A 19,407-nucleotide genomic window follows, 5' to 3' on the forward strand; every position below is an offset into this window, starting at 1 on the left:
GTTCATTCAAAAATTAAAGAATATGTAGTTTATATTCTCTATATAATTTCCTCAATCGACTTATATGTGCTTGATGATACCGATTATGATCTGCTATATGCCAAATTCCCCATCTTATAGTCGCATTTTCCCCTTTTTCATACAAAACTTCCCGCGTTAAATCAGTTTCTGTTAGTTTCATACATTCTTCATAAAACAATTTTTGCACTGCTTCATAATCTTGCATTAACTCTTGCAACGTGTATTTTCTTAAACTCGGTATTTCTCCTACTTCATTCAACATAGGACCATATTTATTTTCAAATGCTGTTGGAACATCTTCTCCCTTGAAACGATACACCCAATGTAAATCGACAACTGCTAAATGCTGAAGTAACTGCCCAATACTATTTTCATTATTTTCAGACCCTTTATAGGATAGTTCGTTCTCTTCAGTACCTTCTACTAACCTTTGCAATCTATTAAACGTATCAGCAACCGTCGCATACAAAATCGCTACTTGAGGGTCCAGATTTCTTTCTAAATGGAGATCTTTCATACAAAACTTCCTCTCTTAAAAGAACAACACCATATGTTCATCATCACTATACACACCATTCATTTTTATAGCCCTTTTTTCAATTCCGTACGTTTTAAATCCCATTGATTCATATAATCGTTTGGCTGGTTCGTTCGTTGACACAACCCCTAAATTCAATTGCTCTAACTTCATCTCTTTTGCCCTTTCAATTGCTTTACGTATTAAATCACGTGCAAGACCACTTCTTCGATTTTCAGTATCTACATACATTGCAACGATATGCCCTTTATGCTTATATGCGTCCTTTTCTTCTGTTAATAAAGTAACAACCCCAACTAAACGATTTTCATTATTAAAAGCACCAAATGTAAAACTACTGTTGGATGAAAGATTACTAGCAACGCGTTCAAGAGGGTTTTCTTGACGTACTGCTTCTTCATAAGTCGTTACAAATGCTTCTGGATTTACTTGTAGTGCTTGTAAACGTAACTCCCAATATTGTTTTGCATCCGCTTTTGTAAGTAATCGAATCATTTTATCTTCCCCTTTTTAATTGACATAATATTTTTATAGGTTATTATTTTTTGATTCATACTCTTCTTTTAATATACTGTAACGATAGCGATGAATGAACTTTCCCTGTCTCAATCGATCATTTCTCATTAACCCTTCGCATACAAATCCGGCATTTTCATAACTCTTTTTAGCTTGTGTATTATCTTCATCTACACGTAACCAAATTTTCTCCAATTCAAACTGGGAAAAACCTATTTGTAACATGCTGTTTAGAGCTGCCATTCCAAATCCTTTACCCCAATAGTCTTTATTTCCAATCGCAATTCCTAGTTCTGCATTTTTATTTGTTTTATCAAAATTTTTAAGGTCTACCCATCCAATATGTATACCTTTCTCAGTAACGATCGCCCTTTGTTCATAACCATTTTTTCGGCTTATACAAGCTTCAATCCAGATTCTCGTATCTCCACGAGTGAACGGAGGATATTGGTCTGGTACGACTAAATGCTTTGTTACATCGCTATCTAACGACCATTGATAGCGATCTTCTACATCATCTAGTGTCAATTCTCTTAATTGAACATATGGTACATTCATTTTTCTCTCCCCTTTTTATTTACCAATAGAAAATCCTTCGAACACTCTTCCACCATACTGTTCTAACGTCATTTCTATAAAATGAATTAATTCATTTTTCTCTCCCGTTTTATAAAAATGATCAAAAGCCGCTACAAATTTGTTTGCATATTGCTCATCATATCTTCTTAGCACTCTAATAAACCATTTTGAACTCCCAAGCCACCTACCATTTACTCTTAATACATATTCATGTACTAAATCCGCTAATAAATTAGCGATAAACAATTCTTCTTCTCTTTTTGTTGCACCAATAAAGTCATCTAAAGTATCCGTAATAAAATATCGCTTCTGCTTAATCGTTTCTTCGGTCCATTTAGCTGGTCCTTTATGTAGTAAATCATTCGCTTCTTTTTTTAATTTCTCAACAATTTCCTTTTCCCCTTTTAATGCAACCCCTTCTGAAACTAATTGTGGTAACGACGGTCTCCCTCGATCACAATCCATTTTGAAAAAGGTTTTATATGTTGTAAAATTATGAACAAACACCTCAACAGGCCATCCATTACTATAGAAAGATTCTCTATAACAAGAAGTTAAACTTTGGTCAACTATTACAATATCAAGGTCAGATGTTTTCGTCGCTTCTCCTCGTGCAACGCTTCCACCGAGTAAAGCTACATCACAATTCGGAAATTGTGATGTAATTATGCTTTGTGCTGCTTCAATTGGTTTCATAGCCGTTCCTCTTTTCTTATTTCACTTTCTTTTTTTGAGCTCTTTCTCTCGCTTTTTTTATATAGCTTTCTGCATCTGGTGTTTTACATGATGTTGCACCGTGATCAACCTCTACTTTTCCAATTTCACGTGCAATTTCAATCGCTTGTCGCTCTAAGTCTTCATTACGAATTCCTATTGCGATTAAAGCACTATTCATCGCTTCTTTTTTTCTATTTTTTTCATTATGTATATTTTCTTTAATCTCTTCTAAGTATGGAGAGAAGAAATCATCATGTAACGTTTTATTTTTAATCGATATATTTGCTAATAAAGACCAGCCAGCTCTTCCAATCCATTCATCATTAGACTTTGTCCACTCTTCCATTCTTTCTATTGCAATTGGCGAAGTACATATAGATGTCATAAAAACATCCATTAAACAGTAATAATCAACATCCTGAACCCAACTATTAAGCTGTTCTGCTGTTATATTCTTCGGGTCTAAAATATAAGTTGCTAATATCATTGCGTCCATATTTTTCGTTTCCCACAATTCAACTGCTAAATCGTGATCTTTTTTTATTTTCTTTTTTAACAATTTTAAATTTGCAAAACTAACTCCGAATAGTGGCTCTTTCGCTCCGTGGTTTTTATACGTTTTACGATTTTGTTCTGTTCCATATTCCTCTAGTTGCTGCATTACTTCCTCAAGTAACATATACCCACCTCTTTATCTTTTATGTTGACTGTATATATGTATGTACGATATATTCTACATTACTTTTCGGTTTTCCTATATTTATTTTTAAAATACGGTATGTGAAATTTCTAAACATTGCACAGCTACACCATTAAAAAACTGTACATGTTAAACATACAGTTTTTTAATGGTATCAATTTTGCGTAGAATAAGATATAAACTACAATAGAACTTTTAATGGTCCTCTCTATCATTTGGTCTATTCCCTATTTTCAACTAAATTTTTTACATCTGACCACTCTTCTATTGATCCTGCGTCCGGAAAAACTGTAACTACATTAAAATTCGCACCTTTTTCTTTCCCAATTTGTTTAGCTGCTAATAAATTCGCTGCCGCAGAAGTTCCTATTTTTATACCAGTATCTTTGTAAAAACGTGCCATTTCATACAGGGTATCTTCATATGAATAAGTCCATTGTTTTTCTATCAAATTTTCTTCCTGTTCTATGAAATGTTGTTTCCTTCCTAAGCCGAACCCACCTGATCCAGCATATTTCTTTAAATCATTTGGTGGTTGTTCCGAACCATAAGGCAATTCAGCAGGCATTACTAAATGTAGTTCAACATTTTTTGTATAATTCTTTATTGCTGTATAGACTCCCATTAGAGTTCCACCAGTACCAGCAGATGCTACCCATGCATGTATTGGTTTTCCAATCATTTGTGCAATAATTTCTCGCCCTGTACCTTCTATATGACTTACTAGATTTGCATTATTATAATGTTGGAATAAAAAGTATAATTCTGGATTTTGTTTACTAATCTCTACTGTTTTCTCAATTACTGCGTAGAACCCTTTACATTTATCAACTAAGATTACGTTAGCACCATAACGATCAAGTTCATTTAATAGAGATTTACCGGTTCCAGAACTTAAAACTAACGTGCATTGAATCCCTAAATAATTACAAATACACCCAATTGACCTCGCTAAGCTTCCACCACTATACTCTAAAATATTTTGTTTTTTGTCCGCTTCTTGTAAATATTTATTAATCATTCCAAGTGCTGCCCTATCCTTAATCGATCCTGTAGGATTGTGCCATTCACATTTAGCATAGATAGAAAGGTCCTTCGTTTCTTCGCATTTTAATTTCATGAGAGGTGTATTTCCAACATGTTTAGAAAACTCTTCAAAATGGTTTACTATCATACTTTTATACCTCCTTCATAAATTATGTTTATTACATTTGTTCTCAGCCAAAATACTTTCTACATTTTAATAACTCTCTCAATAAGATCTTCTTATATAAAAATCCCTACAAACACTGTAGGGATTTATGTCTAAATCATTTTGTTACACTCTATTTCATATGAAAATAGTTTCTTTATTCAGATGCATTCATAAGCACAATTCTCCAACCATCTGGATCCTCTATTGTGGTTCCTTTCTCTATCCAATACGGGTTTTCTGGTTCCACCTCATGATAGCCCATATTACTTAATCGATTCACTATCTTTTCAATTTCATCTTTATTAGGCATATAAAAAACTAGTAAATTATCTTTTGTCGGTGCCGGACATGGACTTCCATTAACATGTGTAGTAAACTCCAAATGATACTCTTCATCTGGTAAGCCAAACATAACCCCATCATATCCTTCATGATTGTGAAATTCCCCTATACGTTTTAAACCTAATCCTGTTTCATAAAAATTTATCACTTCTTCAAATTTATCTGTTGGTCTTGCAATTCTAAATTGAACCCAATTCTTCATGCAAATCTCCTCCTTTTCATTTTCCAAAGCTTTATAGTAATTAGTATAGGTTACATATATTCCCTTTAACATCCCTCATTAGTGTGAACTTCCTAAGTTGAAAGACCTATTAGTTAATAAACAATAGGACTTTAGTATAAAATTAGTTATATAAATGTAGAGATGAATTACAAGCTATTACGTATGAAATAGTTCTCCTTGCAGGGCCTTTATATACCGATCAGCAGATCTTTGTACAGCTTTATTCGCATCTTCCACCACACCATGAAATGCATTATATAGTCGACAAAATTGGATATCTTTTACCTTCTCTGCCATATCTCTAACTTTATTCGCTGGTAATGGAATGAGATTGGGATAACTATACATAAAACTTACCCATTTTCGATCCGAAACTACTTGTATAATATCACCTGATAACAAAATGCCTTTCCCTTCATTACCGTCTTTCCAATGTATAACAGTTCCGCCCTTAAAATGGCCTCCTAAGCGATGCAATGTAAGTTCTTCCGATAATATCAGATGCTCCCCAGACCAAAATTTAATTTGCTTACTCGGACGAACCACCCACTCTTTATCATCTTCATGAATATAAATAGGTACATTGAATGTTTCCGCCCATTTAACTTGTGTAGAGTAATAATGTGGATGAGAAAGTGCTATTGCTTGAATACCACCTAAATCATATATACGTTGTATCGTTTTATCATCTAAATAACTAATGCAATCCCACATAACATTTAGAGTTTTACTTTGTATTAAAAATGCTGTTTGTCCAATCGCAAATTTAGGTTTAGTAGTAATGCTATACAAACCGCTTTCTTCTTTTATTATTTCGTTTTTGTATAAATTGCTATTTTGCATCGTTTCTAATGTTGTCCATGACTGCCCAATTGGATTAACATATTGTCTTTCCTCATTACAAATTTTACAGCGAGAAGGTGCTTCTTCATTTTCGGGATACTGTACTCCACATGTAGTGCAAATATAATTATCCATATTCCCACTCCTTTTTTCATGTAATTGTTTCTTTACCAATATTTTAATAAAAAGCAAAAATATTCGAATCAATAATTGGAATGAAAATGAAATGATACGAAAGTATGATTAGTCTCCTTTCGTTTTAAGACTTTAGCCTAAGTACTATATTTTTCATTTCTTCTTTCTGTGAAAGTTGCATATCGTTTTTAATAGAAATTCCAAGTAAATTAAACTTTTACCCATTAAATAAGTGAATACATCTTTTCAAAATAAATGAACCTATTCATAGATTTCGTCACACCTTTGACATAGTTGCACTAAGCGATACACATTAGAGGTATAGTATATTTAAAGAAACGATAAAAGAATATTCAATAATTTTATCTTCCTTATCGTTACTAGATTCAATTCGTAACAAATAAAGGAGAGGTTTTAATGGAAATCGTTATTATGCTCTATGATGGAATTACTGCATTAGATGCTATTGGTCCATACGAAGTATTTGCTGCAGAAAGCAACAACAACATAAAATTTGTTGCTAAAACGAAGGGATTAATAAAATTAGATTCGAAAATGGGCTATTTACATGCTGATTACAATTTTAATGAAATTACTTCAGCAGATATTCTTATTATTCCCGGATGTCGTCCACCAAACTTTACACAACTTATGAAGGATGAAGAAACTCTTAATTGGATTCTCCAAATACATAAAACGACAAAGTGGACTACAACTGTATGTACGGGCTCCTTAATCTTAGGTGCTACTGGTCTACTAAATGGTGTTAATGCTACTAGTCATTGGAGCTGTTTTAACTTACTTCGTTCTCTCGGAGCTATTCCAACTGAAGAGAGATTCGTGCGCCATGAAAAAATTATAACAGCTGCTGGTGTATCTGCAGGTATTGATATGGCCCTTCAGTTAATAGCTTGGGAATTTGGAGATGAAAAAAGCAAAGCAGTTCAACTCATGTTAGAATACGACCCTCAGCCTCCCTTTGATACAGGTTCTCCTAAAAAAGCGCATGCATCCTTATTAGAAGATTTAAATTTGATGATTGAAAGTTTAAATAATAAAGTTTAAATTCATCCTATTTTTCAAAACTGCAATTGATATAAAATCTTGCATACTTTTGAGTAAACTTTTTTACACTTGTAAAAAAGTTTTTTTGCATTTCCCTACCTATAATTGCTAATATAGTAGAGTAGAACTTTTATAGAGAGAAGGAAAATTATGCACAATGGAATTCGAATGACAACTTTAGTAAAAAGGGCTATGTTAGTTTGTGCGGGGGTATTATTCACATACGAAGCGGCTTTGGGATCAGTACATACTGCTCTAGCTAGTACAGAGGATGAAGCAAAATCTGTTCAACTTGTAAGTGAGATTCAAACATCTCTTGCTCCGAAAGAAGCTCCTAAACATTATAACGGGCAAGTTAGAAAAGTCGCTTATTTAACATTTGATGATGGTCCTGGAAAATACACAGCTGAGCTTTTAGATATGTTAAAGAAAGAAAATGCAAAAGCAACATTCTTCCTAATTGGTTCAAACGTAAAAGCTTTCCCTGATCTTGTAAAACGCGAAGATGCTGAAGGCCACTACGTTGGGATGCACAGTATGACTCATAACTACAAGAAACTTTACACAGAAGGTCATTACGTAGATGAAATGAAGGAAGACCAAGGCTTAATCGCTGGTGTTTTAGGTAAATCACCAGTATTAACTCGTCCATCTTACGGCTCTATGCCAGGATTAAACGAAGCTCTTCGCAACAAAGTTGTAGAAAATGGCTTAAAAGTTTGGGATTGGACAATTGATTCTTTAGACTGGAAATACAACAAAATGCAAGTTGATGCTGCATCTGCTAAAATTGTAGAAAACGTGTTACATGGTGCTACAAATCCAACAGAAGTTATCCTTATGCATGATATTCATCCACAATCAGTAAAAGCAGTTCCTGGAATTATTAAAGGACTGAAAGAAAAAGGATATGAATTAGAAGCATATAATGAGAACGAACACTTCCCATTAAACTTCTGGCATGATAATCGTATGTAATGAAAAGACTTGATTCCCTTTAGCTGGGAATCAAGTCTTTTTGTCGTTTTGGGAATTACTCCTCGTATATTCGACTCAAATTCCCCCTTCTCTAATATCAATAAAAATTCAAAATCACATGTTATACTAAAATTTAGTTTAAATAAGTAGGTGCCATATGATCGTATATACAGTACAAACTGAAGAAGCTTGGAAACAATTTAAGAAACTTGGTTATTTAGAAGGTAATAAAGAATTCATCGATCCAGACGATTTATATTCATATGACTGGATGGTGCGCGTTGCTAAAACAAGATTGCCTCATTACGAAGGTAACTATCCTATTTGGGTCTGGGAAGCAAATAATTACCCAAATCGAAATCATAAAGCTTGGGGTAGAACAAATTCAAAAATGGTAATTTTAACACTAGATGTACCGAAAGAATGGGTACTATGGAGCTATTTTGACTATTGGTGCTGTGCTATGACTGATGGATCAATATATTTACATACAAAAAATAAGTGTACTTTAGATGAATGGTATACATATATGGATAAAAAATACGAGATAATATTTGATTTCGATTATTTATTATCTCATCCTGATTGGTGTCTAGATAAAGAGGATTCGTTAGAAAAACAAGGTGTTATCGGCAACATCCCCCTTTTCTTCGTAAAAAAAGTAAGGCGTTTTCGCGCTAAGGAAGATACATCTATTAATGAAATCAGAAGTGATAACTGGGATAGTAGAAAAGAAAACCGTATTAAAAAGATGAATCGAAAATTAAGAAAAAGAATCGAAAAACAAAAAAGATTGCAAAAGCGACTTATACGAAATTAAAACAGATTTATCAAAATATAGTAAGAAATTATGGATTGAATATAAAATTTCAACCCTTTTTATATTATCAACACTTTAGCACATATTAACCATAAGGAGTGATATGTATATGGAGTTTCTCTCATCTGAATATTTGTCTGCCTTGCTTGCCATCATTGTAATCGATTTAGTGTTAGCCGGAGATAATGCCATCGTAATTGGATTAGCAGCAAGAAGATTACCGAAAGACCAACAAAAAAAAGTTATCATATGGGGTACTGTCGGGGCGATCGCTATTAGAGCCCTCGCTACCTTAGTTGTCGTTTGGTTATTAAAAATACCTGGTTTACTCCTAATTGGCGGTATACTTCTTATATGGATCGCTTACAAGTTGATTGCTGAGGGCAAAAATCATGATATTAAAGCCGAAGAAGGATTTTGGTCTGCTATTAAAACCATTATTATCGCTGATGCGTTAATGGGCATTGACAATGTACTCGCTGTTGCAGGAGCTGCCCATGGTAACTTTTCTTTAGTAATCATTGGTCTATTAGTTTCTATTCCTGTAGTCGTATGGGGCAGTACATTGATTTTAAAATGGGTGGATCGTTTTCCTGTCATCATTACGATTGGAGCAGCGGTTTTAGCTTATACTGCTGCAAAAATGATTGTAGATGAGAAATGGTTTGCTGGATTTTTCGAAAGTAACCCTTTCATTAAATGGGCATTTATCATTATTATCATCGTCGGTGTAGTTTTCTTCGGAAAGGCAAAACAAAAAGCAACAGCTAGTTCTGTCTAATAATGATGGTATATTTACAAATAAAAAGCGCTATTCACATGAATAGCGCTTTTTATTATTTAGCTTCCCCTTCCGGAGTCGTTTTTACCTTCGTTTTGTTTTTATCACGATTGTTATAGTTATACTTCGAACGATCTACTGGAGTGAATCCTTCCGGTGTGTAGAATCGTAATAAGTCACCATTTACGACTTGGTCAGAGTATTTTAGTGAGTTTTGAACCATTTGTTCATTTTTCTTTATTTCATCTGTAAATTCTACAGGTTTTCCAGTTGTTGTATCATAGTATTTGCCGTTTAGTGCAGTAACAGTTGGGCTTACGTAGTTACCGTTTCGGAACGCAACGACTTGTTTATGCTCTGGTGATAATAAATCTGAACCGAATTGAACATAGTTTTTCGTATCTGTACCTAGTAAGTGTAATAACGTAGGAAGAACGTCAATTTCACCGCCATATTGATGTTGTACGCCACCTTTCACTCCTGGTACACGAACGATTAAAGGCACACGTTGTAACTGTGCATTTTCAAATGAGTTCATTTCTTTACCCATTACTTTTGACATTGCTGCGTTATGATTATCTGAAATACCGTAATGGTCTCCGTACATAACGATAATTGAGTTATCATATAAACCAGATTGTTTCAAGTAATCGATGAAGCCTTTTACAGATTCATCTAAATAGCGTGCTGTTTGGAAGTACGTATCTACTGATGAATCACCTGTTGTTGCTGGTTCAATCGTTGCTTCTGCCTTATCAATTGGATAAGGGAAATGGTTCGATAACGTAATAAACTTCGTATAGAAAGGTTGTTTCAACGTTTGTAATAACGGAATAGATTCATTAAAGAACGGTTTATCTTTTAATCCGTAGTTTACTACGTCTTTTTCATTCATATCGTAGTATGACGCATCAAAGAATTTATTAAAACCAAATGATTTATAAATATCGTCACGGTTCCAGAATGTTTTGTAGTTACCGTGGAATACTGCTGATGTGTATCCTTGTTGTCCTAAAATAGCTGGTGCTGATTGATACGTATTATGAGATTTCGTTGTAAAGACAGAACCTTGCGGTAAACCAAACATTGAATTCTCTAACATAAACTCCGCATCAGATGTTTTCCCTTGTCCTGTTTGATGGAAGAAGTTATCAAAGTATAGTGTATTCGCATCTTTTGTAAATGAGTTTAAGAACGGTGTAACTTCTTGACCATTTAATTTGTAATCGATTAAGAAGTTTTGGAATGACTCTAAATGAATATAAATTACGTTCATTCCCTTTCCTTTACCGAAATACTCAGGATTTGGACTTGCATAAGTTGATGTTAAATAATTTCGTACTTCTGTCATATTATCGCCATCAGCTAATGCTCGTTCTGTCGATGCTTTCGCACTTTGAATTCCATCATAAATTGTGTAGTTGTATGCCCCTAAATATTTCACAATATAATTACGGTCAAACGTTCTTGTTAATAATTCAGGACGGTCAGACTCTGCAAGACCTAAGTTAACACTGAATAATAAAATACCTGCTACAAATACTAGAGATAATTTATGCTTCGCAACACGAATTGGTTTTGGATTTGCAAATTTTGTTGCGACTAACACAATTAATATAATCGTGTCTAAAAAGTATAGTGGATCATAAAGATGTAGCAACGCAAGAATACTACCACCTAAATCTCCAAAGTTATTCGTTTGTGTTAATGTCGGGAACGTAATAAAGTCACTGAAAAAGCGATAGTATACTACGTTTGCGTATAAAAGAATCGACAATAACAAGTTGATGACAATTAGCCAAATATAAGATCGTTTCCCTTTTGCAAATAATGCAAGTCCTAAAAATAGAACTGCTGAACTAAGCGGGTTGAAAAACAGCAAGAATTTTTGGATTGTGTTTGAAATTCCTAAATTAAATTCCGTTACATAGGCTGCATACGTTTTGAGCCACAATAAAATAACGGCAAACAGAAAGAATCCAAAATGATTGCTTAACACACTTTTGCTCTTTAATAAGAACTGTTTCATTTCTCCACCTCTTTTAATCATCCAAGGCTTATTTTTTATAAGTCTGTCTCTCTATTCAAATTTTCTTCTTCAAATAGATTATCTTTATTTAACTATATGAAGAATATTAGTAATTATAATTTGAAGCTAGTATTTATTCAACTATTTCTTTTTAAACATTTTGACCTTGGTTTCTATTTAACAAAATAAATTTGTAACATTTCCTGTTTTCTCCCAAGATTCATCCACTAATTATGACATCCCATACTATATACCTTTATAAACTCATTCGCAAACTATTCTATCTCCAATTTTGGTACATATTTCACATGACAAAATAATGTTATTTAATTATATTGCTCACCTTACATTCCCCTGCTTCAACTAAATCTTAAAGTCATTACATCTCTTCCATACATGAAAAATCCTCATGTTCACTAATATTATATTTGAATAATTATTCATTTACCCTACCAGTAGTGTTATGTTTTCTCGACAAAAAAACTCGCTCTAAAAAGAGCGAGTTTTTTCATGATATATTATTGACCTTTGTACATTGCATCTACTTGTTTTTGAAGTTCTTCATTTTCTAAGTACTCATCGTAAGTTGCCTCTTTATCGATTACACCGTTTGGTGTTACTTCGATAATGCGGTTTGCAATTGTTTGTACGAACTGATGGTCATGAGATGTGAATAACATTGTACCTTTGAAAGCAATTAAACCGTTGTTTAATGCAGTGATAGACTCAAGGTCTAAATGGTTCGTTGGATCGTCAAGTGTAATTACGTTCGCACCACTTAACATCATTTTAGATAACATACAACGAACTTTTTCGCCTCCAGATAATACAGAAACGTTCTTCTTAACTTCTTCACCTGAGAATAACATACGGCCTAAGAAACCACGTAAGAAGCTTTCTGACTCATCTTGTGGAGAGAATTGGCGTAACCAATCAACTAAGTTATAGTCACTGTTCTCAAAGTACTTAGAGTTATCTCTTGGGAAGTAAGATTGAGATGTTGTAACACCCCATTTGAATGAACCGCTATCTGGCTCCATTTCACCCATAAGGATTTTAAATAATGTTGTCATCGCGATATCGTTACGACCGATAAATGCAACTTTATCACCTTTATTTAAAGTGAAGTACACATTATCTAACACTTTTTCGCCATCAATTGTTTTAGAAAGGCCTTCAACAGTTAATAAGTCATTTCCTATTTCACGCTCAGGTGTGAAGCCAACGAATGGGTAACGACGTGATGATGGTCTAATATCATCTAATGTAATTTTATCTAATAATTTTTTACGAGAAGTTGCTTGTTTCGCTTTAGATGCGTTTGAGCTAAAGCGTGCAATGAAGTTTTGTAACTCTTTTACTTTCTCTTCTTTTTTCTTATTAGCATCTTGTGTTAATTTTAAAGCTAATTGGCTTGACTCATACCAGAAGTCATAGTTACCAACATAAAGTTGAATTTTACCGAAATCAAGATCAGCCATGTGCGTACATACTTTATTTAAGAAGTGACGGTCATGGGATACAACGATTACTGTATTTTCAAAGTTCATTAAGAAGTTTTCTAACCATTGAATCGCTTTTAAGTCCAAGTGGTTGGTAGGCTCATCTAGTAATAGAATATCAGGTTTACCGAATAATGCTTGAGCAAGTAATACTTTTACTTTCTCTGCACCAGTCAATTCTGATAATTTTTTGTCATGAAGATCTTCACCAATACCAAGACCTTTTAGAAGGATCGCAGCTTCTGACTCAGCTTCCCAACCGTTAAGCTCAGCGAACTCACCTTCAAGTTCTGCAGCACGCATTCCATCTTCATCACTAAAGTCTTCTTTCATGTAAATAGCATTTTTCTCTTGCATTACTTTGTAAAGTTGCGTGTGACCCATAATTACTGTTTCTAATACTGGGAACTCTTCATATTCGAAGTGGTTCTGTTTTAATACTGCTAGACGCTCACCTGGCGTAATATGTATGTCACCTGTTGATGGTTCAATTTCTCCAGATAAAATCTTTAGAAATGTTGATTTACCAGCACCGTTTGCTCCGATTAAACCGTAGCAGTTACCTGGCGTGAATTTTATGTTAACATCTTCAAATAATTTGCGATCCGCGAAACGCAAACTAACGTTACTTACTGTAATCATTTGTGTCCTCCTACTAATACCGCTTATTTCAGCGTTTTCTCACCGATTGTCTTAAAAAATCGCATATTACGACTCAATTATTGTAGACTATAGCTATTATATAGTAGAAGCTGGATGAATAGCAACGGTTGATTACCTTTCTATAATGAAATCGGATAGTTTTTATCCATTCCCCTAGCTATTGTATGTATATCATCGACCTCTTTCTCATATAACCATTCACTTCTCATTCTGTAATACATTGGATTCATTTTTCATTCGAAATTTTATATATAGAAAAACTGTAGAGAAATCATCCCCTACAGTCTTCACTTATTTCGTATTTATTATCTTTTCTTTATAACTCTTCAATTTACTCGTTAATCCCATTAAAGCAGGTAACAATATCGGCATCACGATTAAAGCTAATAGTAATAGTGCAACGCCAACAACTGATGCTACTTGTATAAGTGTTAATACACCTGAAGGGATTAATGCTGCAAATGTCCCTACTAAAATTAGCGCCGCTGATAATACAACTCCTCCTATATGACGAGATGCAGTTACAATTTTCGTTACCGAATCCCCTTCTATCTCGTTATAGCGCATCATTACGAAAATACTATAATCCACTCCTAAAGCGACAATCATAATGAAGCTAAAGAATGGAACATTCCAGCTTAATGACTCTACATGTAATACATGTGCACTAATTTGTTCGCTTATACCAAGCGATGCAAAGTACGCTAATAGTAATGAGCCAATAATAAATATTGTATTTAATAATGAACGTGTAATTACAATTAATACAATCGCAATTCCAATTAACATAATCGTAGCTGTACGTAAGAAATCTTGCCCTGTTACTTCTTTTAAATCAACGTTTCTAGCTGTTGTTCCGCCAATTGCTGTTTTCGCATCATGTAATTCCGTTCCCTTTACAGTGCCCTCGATTGTTTTATTGATTTCTTGAATAATCGGCATTGCTTCTTTTGAATACGGATTTACATCTAAAATGATGGTCATTTTAGCAATCTTTCTATCTTGTGACATGTACGTGTTCAATGCTTTTTGGAAATCGTCTCCCTCTAACACTTCTTTTGGAATATAAAACTTCTCAGAGCTTTTCGATTCATTGAGCTCCCCTAAATATTTCTGCGCGTCATGCAGGCCACTGCTTGCTTTTCCAAGCCCTTCTGTACTTTTAGATAAACCAGATTGTAATTGCCCCATCTTTTCCTGCAGGTCTTTAAGGCCCGTTAAAAGTTGCCCTTGCCCATCGTTTATTTTCGTTAATCCAAATTGTAACTCAGCTGATTTATTCGCAATTTGTTTTGAACCTGCAGAACCTTCATTTAATCCATTTTTAAGATCCGCTGCTCCCTTTTGTAACTTATTAATTCCATTGTTCATTTCTTTTAAGCCGTTATCCACTTTCAGTAACGATTGATTCGCTTCTTTAAATGAACTCATCGCTGCTTTATGCTGCGTTGCTAATTGATTTAATTCTTTTGAAAGTATATTTAATTGTTTTTGAGCTTCTTTAGCAATCCCTATCGTTTGTTGTATGTTTGAATCATTCGCTAGTTCTGGTTTCGTTTGAACGAAATTGGTCATTAACATTTCAATTTGTTCATATCCCTTTTTCGCACCATCAATTGCTTGAGAAATACTTCCGAAGTATTGATCGTAAGAGCTTAAACCTTTTTCTAACTGTGCATAACCAGCATGCAGCTGCGACGTTGCATTAGATAGAACATTTATATTTTCGTTTACTGAAGCTAAGCCACTCTCAATTTGCTGTGCTCCTTGTGCACCGTCGTTTATGCCATTTGATAATTGATGTAAAGCTGTTCCTAATGCTGATACCCCGTTTTTCGCCTCGTTCGTTCCATCAATTAATTTTTGAACATTCGCAAGACTATTTGAATCATTACTTCCCATTTTATTTTTCGCATCCGTTAATCCATCATTAATTTCCTTTATGCCACCATTCGCATCTCCTAATCCTGTATTCAATTCTCCCGCTTGCTTATTTAAATATAATTCTTTTATCTTCTCACCAGTTGGACGTGTCGGTGCATATACTTCTGATACACCTTTAACTTTCGAAATTTTATCAGTTAATTCGTCTAAAATTTGTAGAGAAGTTCCTTCATCCAGCTTTTTATCAGATTGAATGACTAATGTACTCGGCGAAGAGAAACCAGGCGGAAAATGATCTTCTATTACGTTAATACCCATCTTTGATTCATACTTATTATCTACTTCAAATAAATCATTGTAATTTAGTGTATTAGAGTATTTTAATATGAAAGGAATCGATATTAAAAATACGATGATTAAAGCGATAAATGGCCTTGCTACTGAGTTTTTCGCAAAGAATCCCCATAAGCGACTATCCTCATGACCTTTAAATGTTTTAACTGGATAAAACATTCCTTTTCCTAAAAGCACCATAAAAAATGGATTTAAAGTCGTTAATACGAGTAGTAATACTAAAACACCAATTGCTACCGCTGAAGTAGATTGATATAATTTAAAACTCGCTAACGCAAGTGATGCAAAACCAATTAGCACCGCTATACCGCTATATAATACGGTTTTACCTGCCGATTTAAATGTTTCTTTCGTAGCCCAAAATGCATTTTCTTGTTTACTTAATTCTTCTTTAAACCTCGTATATAATAAAATGTTATAATCTGTTCCTACTCCAAAGAGGACGACGACTACGAACACTTGTGTAAAGTTTGAAAATGGGAAATTAAATTGATTTACAAGCTGAGCAATAATCCCCATTGAAACTAAATACGACACACCGACTGTAAGAAGAGAAACAATCGGAACAACTGGTGAACGGAATACGAAGATTAATACTACAAGAATGAAAATGATTGAAATAACTTCTGTCTTTTTCACTCCCTCTTGAGAGGATTTAAGAAAATCACCCGCTATTAAGTCACTTCCTGTTAAATACGTTTTTACTCCTTTCGTTTGCACCTTTTCATGCAGATTATTTGAAACCCTTGATATTTCACCATGTTTTTTATCTATCGATATTTGCGTTAAAATAGTCGTATTATCTTTAGAAACTAATTGTTTCTCCAAGTCTTTATTATCTAAATGTGAAACAACTTCCTTAATTCCTAATTGCTCTTTTTCATTTTGCAGGGCGTTGATTGTTTTTGTTATTTCCTTCTTTTGTTCATCTGTTAAAGCTGCCTTATTGCCACTATTAAAAACGGCTATAATTTCATACTTTTCAACCCCTTCTTTATCCATCTCTTTAATCATCTTGTCAGCAATGCTGCTTTGTTCTGTATTAGGGATTGTAATTTTCCCTTTTTCCTTCACTAATTTATCCATATTAGGCATCGTTACGACCATTGCAATAGTAATAACTATCCATAATAGAAAAGATAAACTTCTCCAACTTTTTAACATGCTCATTTGAATCATCTCCCATTATAAAATTCACATGTGGAATGAATATTCATTCCTAATCTTTTGAAAACACTTTTCGGAATGAACGTTCATTCCTATCATTCTATTAATTTATTAATTAACTTTATTAAACTAGGTGAATCGGAATGAATATTCATTCCTTTAGTTATAAAGAGTTATCATCTCCTGTTATTCTTTTTCATACCTCTCTCGGAATGAATGTTCATTCCTATCCTTATAACGCTATAGAATCAAATGATTCTAATAGCATTCCAACAACTTTCTTCCAATTCCTTTACCAATTCATCTGTATATTCTAACTGCCCTGTTTCCATTACTTTAATTAATTTTTCAATTGGTTGATATACAATAATAATTAAAGCAATTGGTGGTAATGGACGAAGCAAACCTTTTTCGATTCCATCTTCAATCAAGTTCATGAAGAAACCCATGAAGTCCTCGAATATTTCATTGCTATGTTCATCTAGAAAATAACTATCACAGTGAGAATTTGTAAAAAGAAAAGCATCTGCATTTTGTCTCGCAAATTCAAATAAACGGTTGTATGTATGGCTAAACTGTTCACGAATATTTGCATCGACCGGGAAATCATTTTTTATTAATTCTGATAGTTGTAAAACACTTTTCGTAAATAAAGAATTAACAAGCGCTTCTTTATTTTCAAAATAACGGTAGATCGTACCTGCGCCTACTTTTGCTTTTTCAGCAATCATCGGAATTGTTGTACCATCATAACCTCGTTCTGCAAAAAGTTGTATTGCAGCATCAAAAATATCCTCTTGTTTGTTTTTAGCCATTTTTCCACCTCAATTTCCAGGAATGAAAATTCATTCCGTTTTTAATTATAAATTACATGAATTAAAAGTCAAGTGCGTGACAAAGTATAACTGTGATTTTTTATCCTCTATTTGTGAATGAAATTATATGAGTGACTTTCTGGATATATTGGCGCAACTTAAAATTATATCAGCGATTCTCATGATATATTGACTTACCGACAAAAATTCACAATATAAGAGGAAGCTATCCCGAAATTTCACTTAGGATAGCCCACCTTCATACATACAAATTAAAAGAAATCATAAATAAATGGCTTACGCACTGGTACTAGATTCTCAATTGACCGTATTGCCTCGTCACTTCCACTAATTAATTCAAGTTCATTTAGTTCTAATGGGCGTTTATAACCAAACATTATTGCCGATAGTGCATTTATATCCAGTTTTATTCCTTTTTCCGTTGTTTCTTCTACAATTGTTATTTCATGATTTGCAAGTCTCACTGTTACGTTATTCCACGGAGCAAATGCGTCTGTAATGTGTAGGATCACTTCTTGCTGTACATTGTTCCAATTCAACTCATATTGTTTTAAGAACTGCTCTACATCTACAATTCTTCCCATAAAATATGGTTTTATTTCTGTCTTCACGCGTGGCTCTTGCAATGAATATAACAACGGTTCGTTTTCACTTACTGTCATTTCAAGTTCTTTAATCATAGAATCATGCTGGCAAATAAAGTTCCACAGACCATTTCGTGCTTCATTATGTAGTGGTACAAATTCTTCTACTGTCATTTTATAGTTTTCTATTTTGTATAACATGTAACCTGCTGCCCTTTTATTTTCATCATAGTAAATCGCTAATGTTAAATCATCATAAACCGCTTGTAACCACCAGTTCTTCTCTCGAACTAGCATACCTGAAAAACGTTCTGCAAATACTTCATAGAGCTTTTCGACCTCTTCTGGATGATTTTCTTTATTAAAACGTTTCACAGTGCCATTTACTTGTTTTTTCATCACTAAATCGCTCTTAGTCATATGACATGTGACTAAATTCGCACAAAGTTCCCAGCCGTATTTACGGTAAAATGAAACCGCAAATGGATGTAACATAGAGACTGTATAGCCATCTTTTTTCATCGTTTGAAGTGAATCTTGAAGTAGCTCTTTTACATACCCACTTCTTCTATACTCAGGATACGTCGCTACCCCTGCAACGCCACCCATTTTAAATTTTTCTTTACCTATGTAAATATGAAACGGAATAAGATGTAGTTTTGCTGCTAAGTCTTCCCCTTCCATAATGCCGTATATTTCATGACTTTCCTTCATCTTTGTAAGTTGCTGCTGTAATCGTTCCTCATCTACTTTATATTGAAAAGCGTATTCTGATAAACGTAATGCTTCTCTGAACTTATCTTCTTTTAATTGTATGACATTCATATAATTCTCCTCCATTCCCTGTTTGAATTGTATCACAATTCTTTCTATTATAGTTCGGTAAGTGAAATTAGAAAGACGTTTTAACAAAAAAAGCAGATACATCACGTATC

Annotated in this window: 17 protein-coding genes; 4 read left to right on the forward strand and 13 right to left on the reverse strand. The window is 33.8% G+C overall.

The window, feature by feature from the left end; translation table 11 throughout:
- Positions 1–13: 13 nt before the first annotated feature.
- From AC3EMB_RS14420 to AC3EMB_RS14455, 8 genes are all read right to left on the reverse strand, one after another.
- Complete coding sequence (locus AC3EMB_RS14420; RefSeq protein WP_000653846.1) at positions 14–538, reverse strand: DinB family protein; 525 nt, start codon at positions 536–538, stop codon at positions 14–16.
- Between the two features lie 15 nt (positions 539–553).
- Positions 554–1,054: a GNAT family N-acetyltransferase gene (locus AC3EMB_RS14425; RefSeq protein WP_000620322.1), complete on the reverse strand. Its 501-nt coding sequence runs from the start codon at positions 1,052–1,054 to the stop codon at positions 554–556.
- A 33-nt stretch (positions 1,055–1,087) separates the two neighbouring features.
- Complete coding sequence (locus AC3EMB_RS14430; protein ID WP_001102507.1) at positions 1,088–1,633, reverse strand: GNAT family N-acetyltransferase; 546 nt, start codon at positions 1,631–1,633, stop codon at positions 1,088–1,090.
- A gap of 15 nt (positions 1,634–1,648) precedes the next feature.
- The gene (locus tag AC3EMB_RS14435) at positions 1,649–2,350 is read right to left on the reverse strand and encodes a nucleotidyltransferase domain-containing protein (RefSeq protein ID WP_000802433.1); all 702 of its coding nucleotides are present in this window, start codon (positions 2,348–2,350) and stop codon (positions 1,649–1,651) included.
- A 16-nt stretch (positions 2,351–2,366) separates the two neighbouring features.
- Positions 2,367–3,050 carry a DNA alkylation repair protein gene (locus tag AC3EMB_RS14440; RefSeq protein WP_098976104.1) on the reverse strand — a complete coding sequence of 228 codons (684 nt, stop codon included), beginning with the start codon at positions 3,048–3,050 and terminating at the stop codon, positions 2,367–2,369.
- A 241-nt stretch (positions 3,051–3,291) separates the two neighbouring features.
- Entirely contained in the window at positions 3,292–4,245 is a 954-nt protein-coding gene (locus AC3EMB_RS14445; protein ID WP_078401530.1) for a PLP-dependent cysteine synthase family protein, read from the reverse strand.
- Positions 4,246–4,420: 175 nt separating this feature from the next.
- Positions 4,421–4,810 (reverse strand): VOC family protein, encoded by a 390-nt coding sequence (locus AC3EMB_RS14450; RefSeq protein WP_000800663.1) that lies wholly within the window; start codon positions 4,808–4,810, stop codon positions 4,421–4,423.
- Between the two features lie 177 nt (positions 4,811–4,987).
- Positions 4,988–5,809 (reverse strand): MBL fold metallo-hydrolase, encoded by an 822-nt coding sequence (locus AC3EMB_RS14455; protein WP_069355807.1) that lies wholly within the window; start codon positions 5,807–5,809, stop codon positions 4,988–4,990.
- Positions 5,810–6,226: 417 nt separating this feature from the next.
- On the opposite strand from AC3EMB_RS14455, the gene AC3EMB_RS14460 reads away from it, so the two are divergent.
- The 4 genes from AC3EMB_RS14460 to AC3EMB_RS14475 all read left to right on the forward strand — a co-directional run bounded on the left by AC3EMB_RS14460 (position 6,227) and on the right by AC3EMB_RS14475 (position 9,453).
- Entirely contained in the window at positions 6,227–6,874 is a 648-nt protein-coding gene (locus tag AC3EMB_RS14460) for a DJ-1/PfpI family protein (protein WP_000407025.1), read from the forward strand.
- Between the two features lie 150 nt (positions 6,875–7,024).
- Complete coding sequence (locus tag AC3EMB_RS14465; RefSeq protein ID WP_000551449.1) at positions 7,025–7,852, forward strand: peptidoglycan-N-acetylglucosamine deacetylase; 828 nt, start codon at positions 7,025–7,027, stop codon at positions 7,850–7,852.
- A 157-nt stretch (positions 7,853–8,009) separates the two neighbouring features.
- Complete coding sequence (locus tag AC3EMB_RS14470; protein WP_168410562.1) at positions 8,010–8,672, forward strand: DUF3841 domain-containing protein; 663 nt, start codon at positions 8,010–8,012, stop codon at positions 8,670–8,672.
- 109 nt (positions 8,673–8,781) lie between these two features.
- Positions 8,782–9,453, forward strand: a complete 672-nt coding sequence (locus AC3EMB_RS14475) for a TerC family protein (protein WP_000395169.1) — start codon at positions 8,782–8,784, stop codon at positions 9,451–9,453.
- A 55-nt stretch (positions 9,454–9,508) separates the two neighbouring features.
- On the opposite strand, the gene ltaS is transcribed toward AC3EMB_RS14475, so the two are convergent.
- From ltaS to AC3EMB_RS14500, 5 genes are all read right to left on the reverse strand, one after another.
- Entirely contained in the window at positions 9,509–11,482 is a 1,974-nt protein-coding gene (gene ltaS, locus AC3EMB_RS14480) for a lipoteichoic acid synthase (protein ID WP_029442622.1), read from the reverse strand.
- Between the two features lie 518 nt (positions 11,483–12,000).
- On the reverse strand, positions 12,001–13,626 hold the full coding sequence (locus AC3EMB_RS14485) for an ABC-F family ATP-binding cassette domain-containing protein (protein ID WP_000633860.1): 1,626 nt from the start codon (positions 13,624–13,626) through the stop codon (positions 12,001–12,003).
- 312 nt (positions 13,627–13,938) lie between these two features.
- Positions 13,939–17,055: an MMPL family transporter gene (locus AC3EMB_RS14490; RefSeq protein WP_168410563.1), complete on the reverse strand. Its 3,117-nt coding sequence runs from the start codon at positions 17,053–17,055 to the stop codon at positions 13,939–13,941.
- Positions 17,056–17,300: 245 nt separating this feature from the next.
- Positions 17,301–17,867, reverse strand: coding sequence for a TetR/AcrR family transcriptional regulator (locus AC3EMB_RS14495; RefSeq protein ID WP_001107290.1), 567 nt, complete (start codon positions 17,865–17,867; stop codon positions 17,301–17,303).
- A gap of 272 nt (positions 17,868–18,139) precedes the next feature.
- Positions 18,140–19,297, reverse strand: coding sequence for a GNAT family N-acetyltransferase (locus AC3EMB_RS14500; protein WP_142245235.1), 1,158 nt, complete (start codon positions 19,295–19,297; stop codon positions 18,140–18,142).
- Positions 19,298–19,407: the final 110 nt, after the last annotated feature.

This window comes from Bacillus sp. LQ16 (assembly GCF_057784645.1).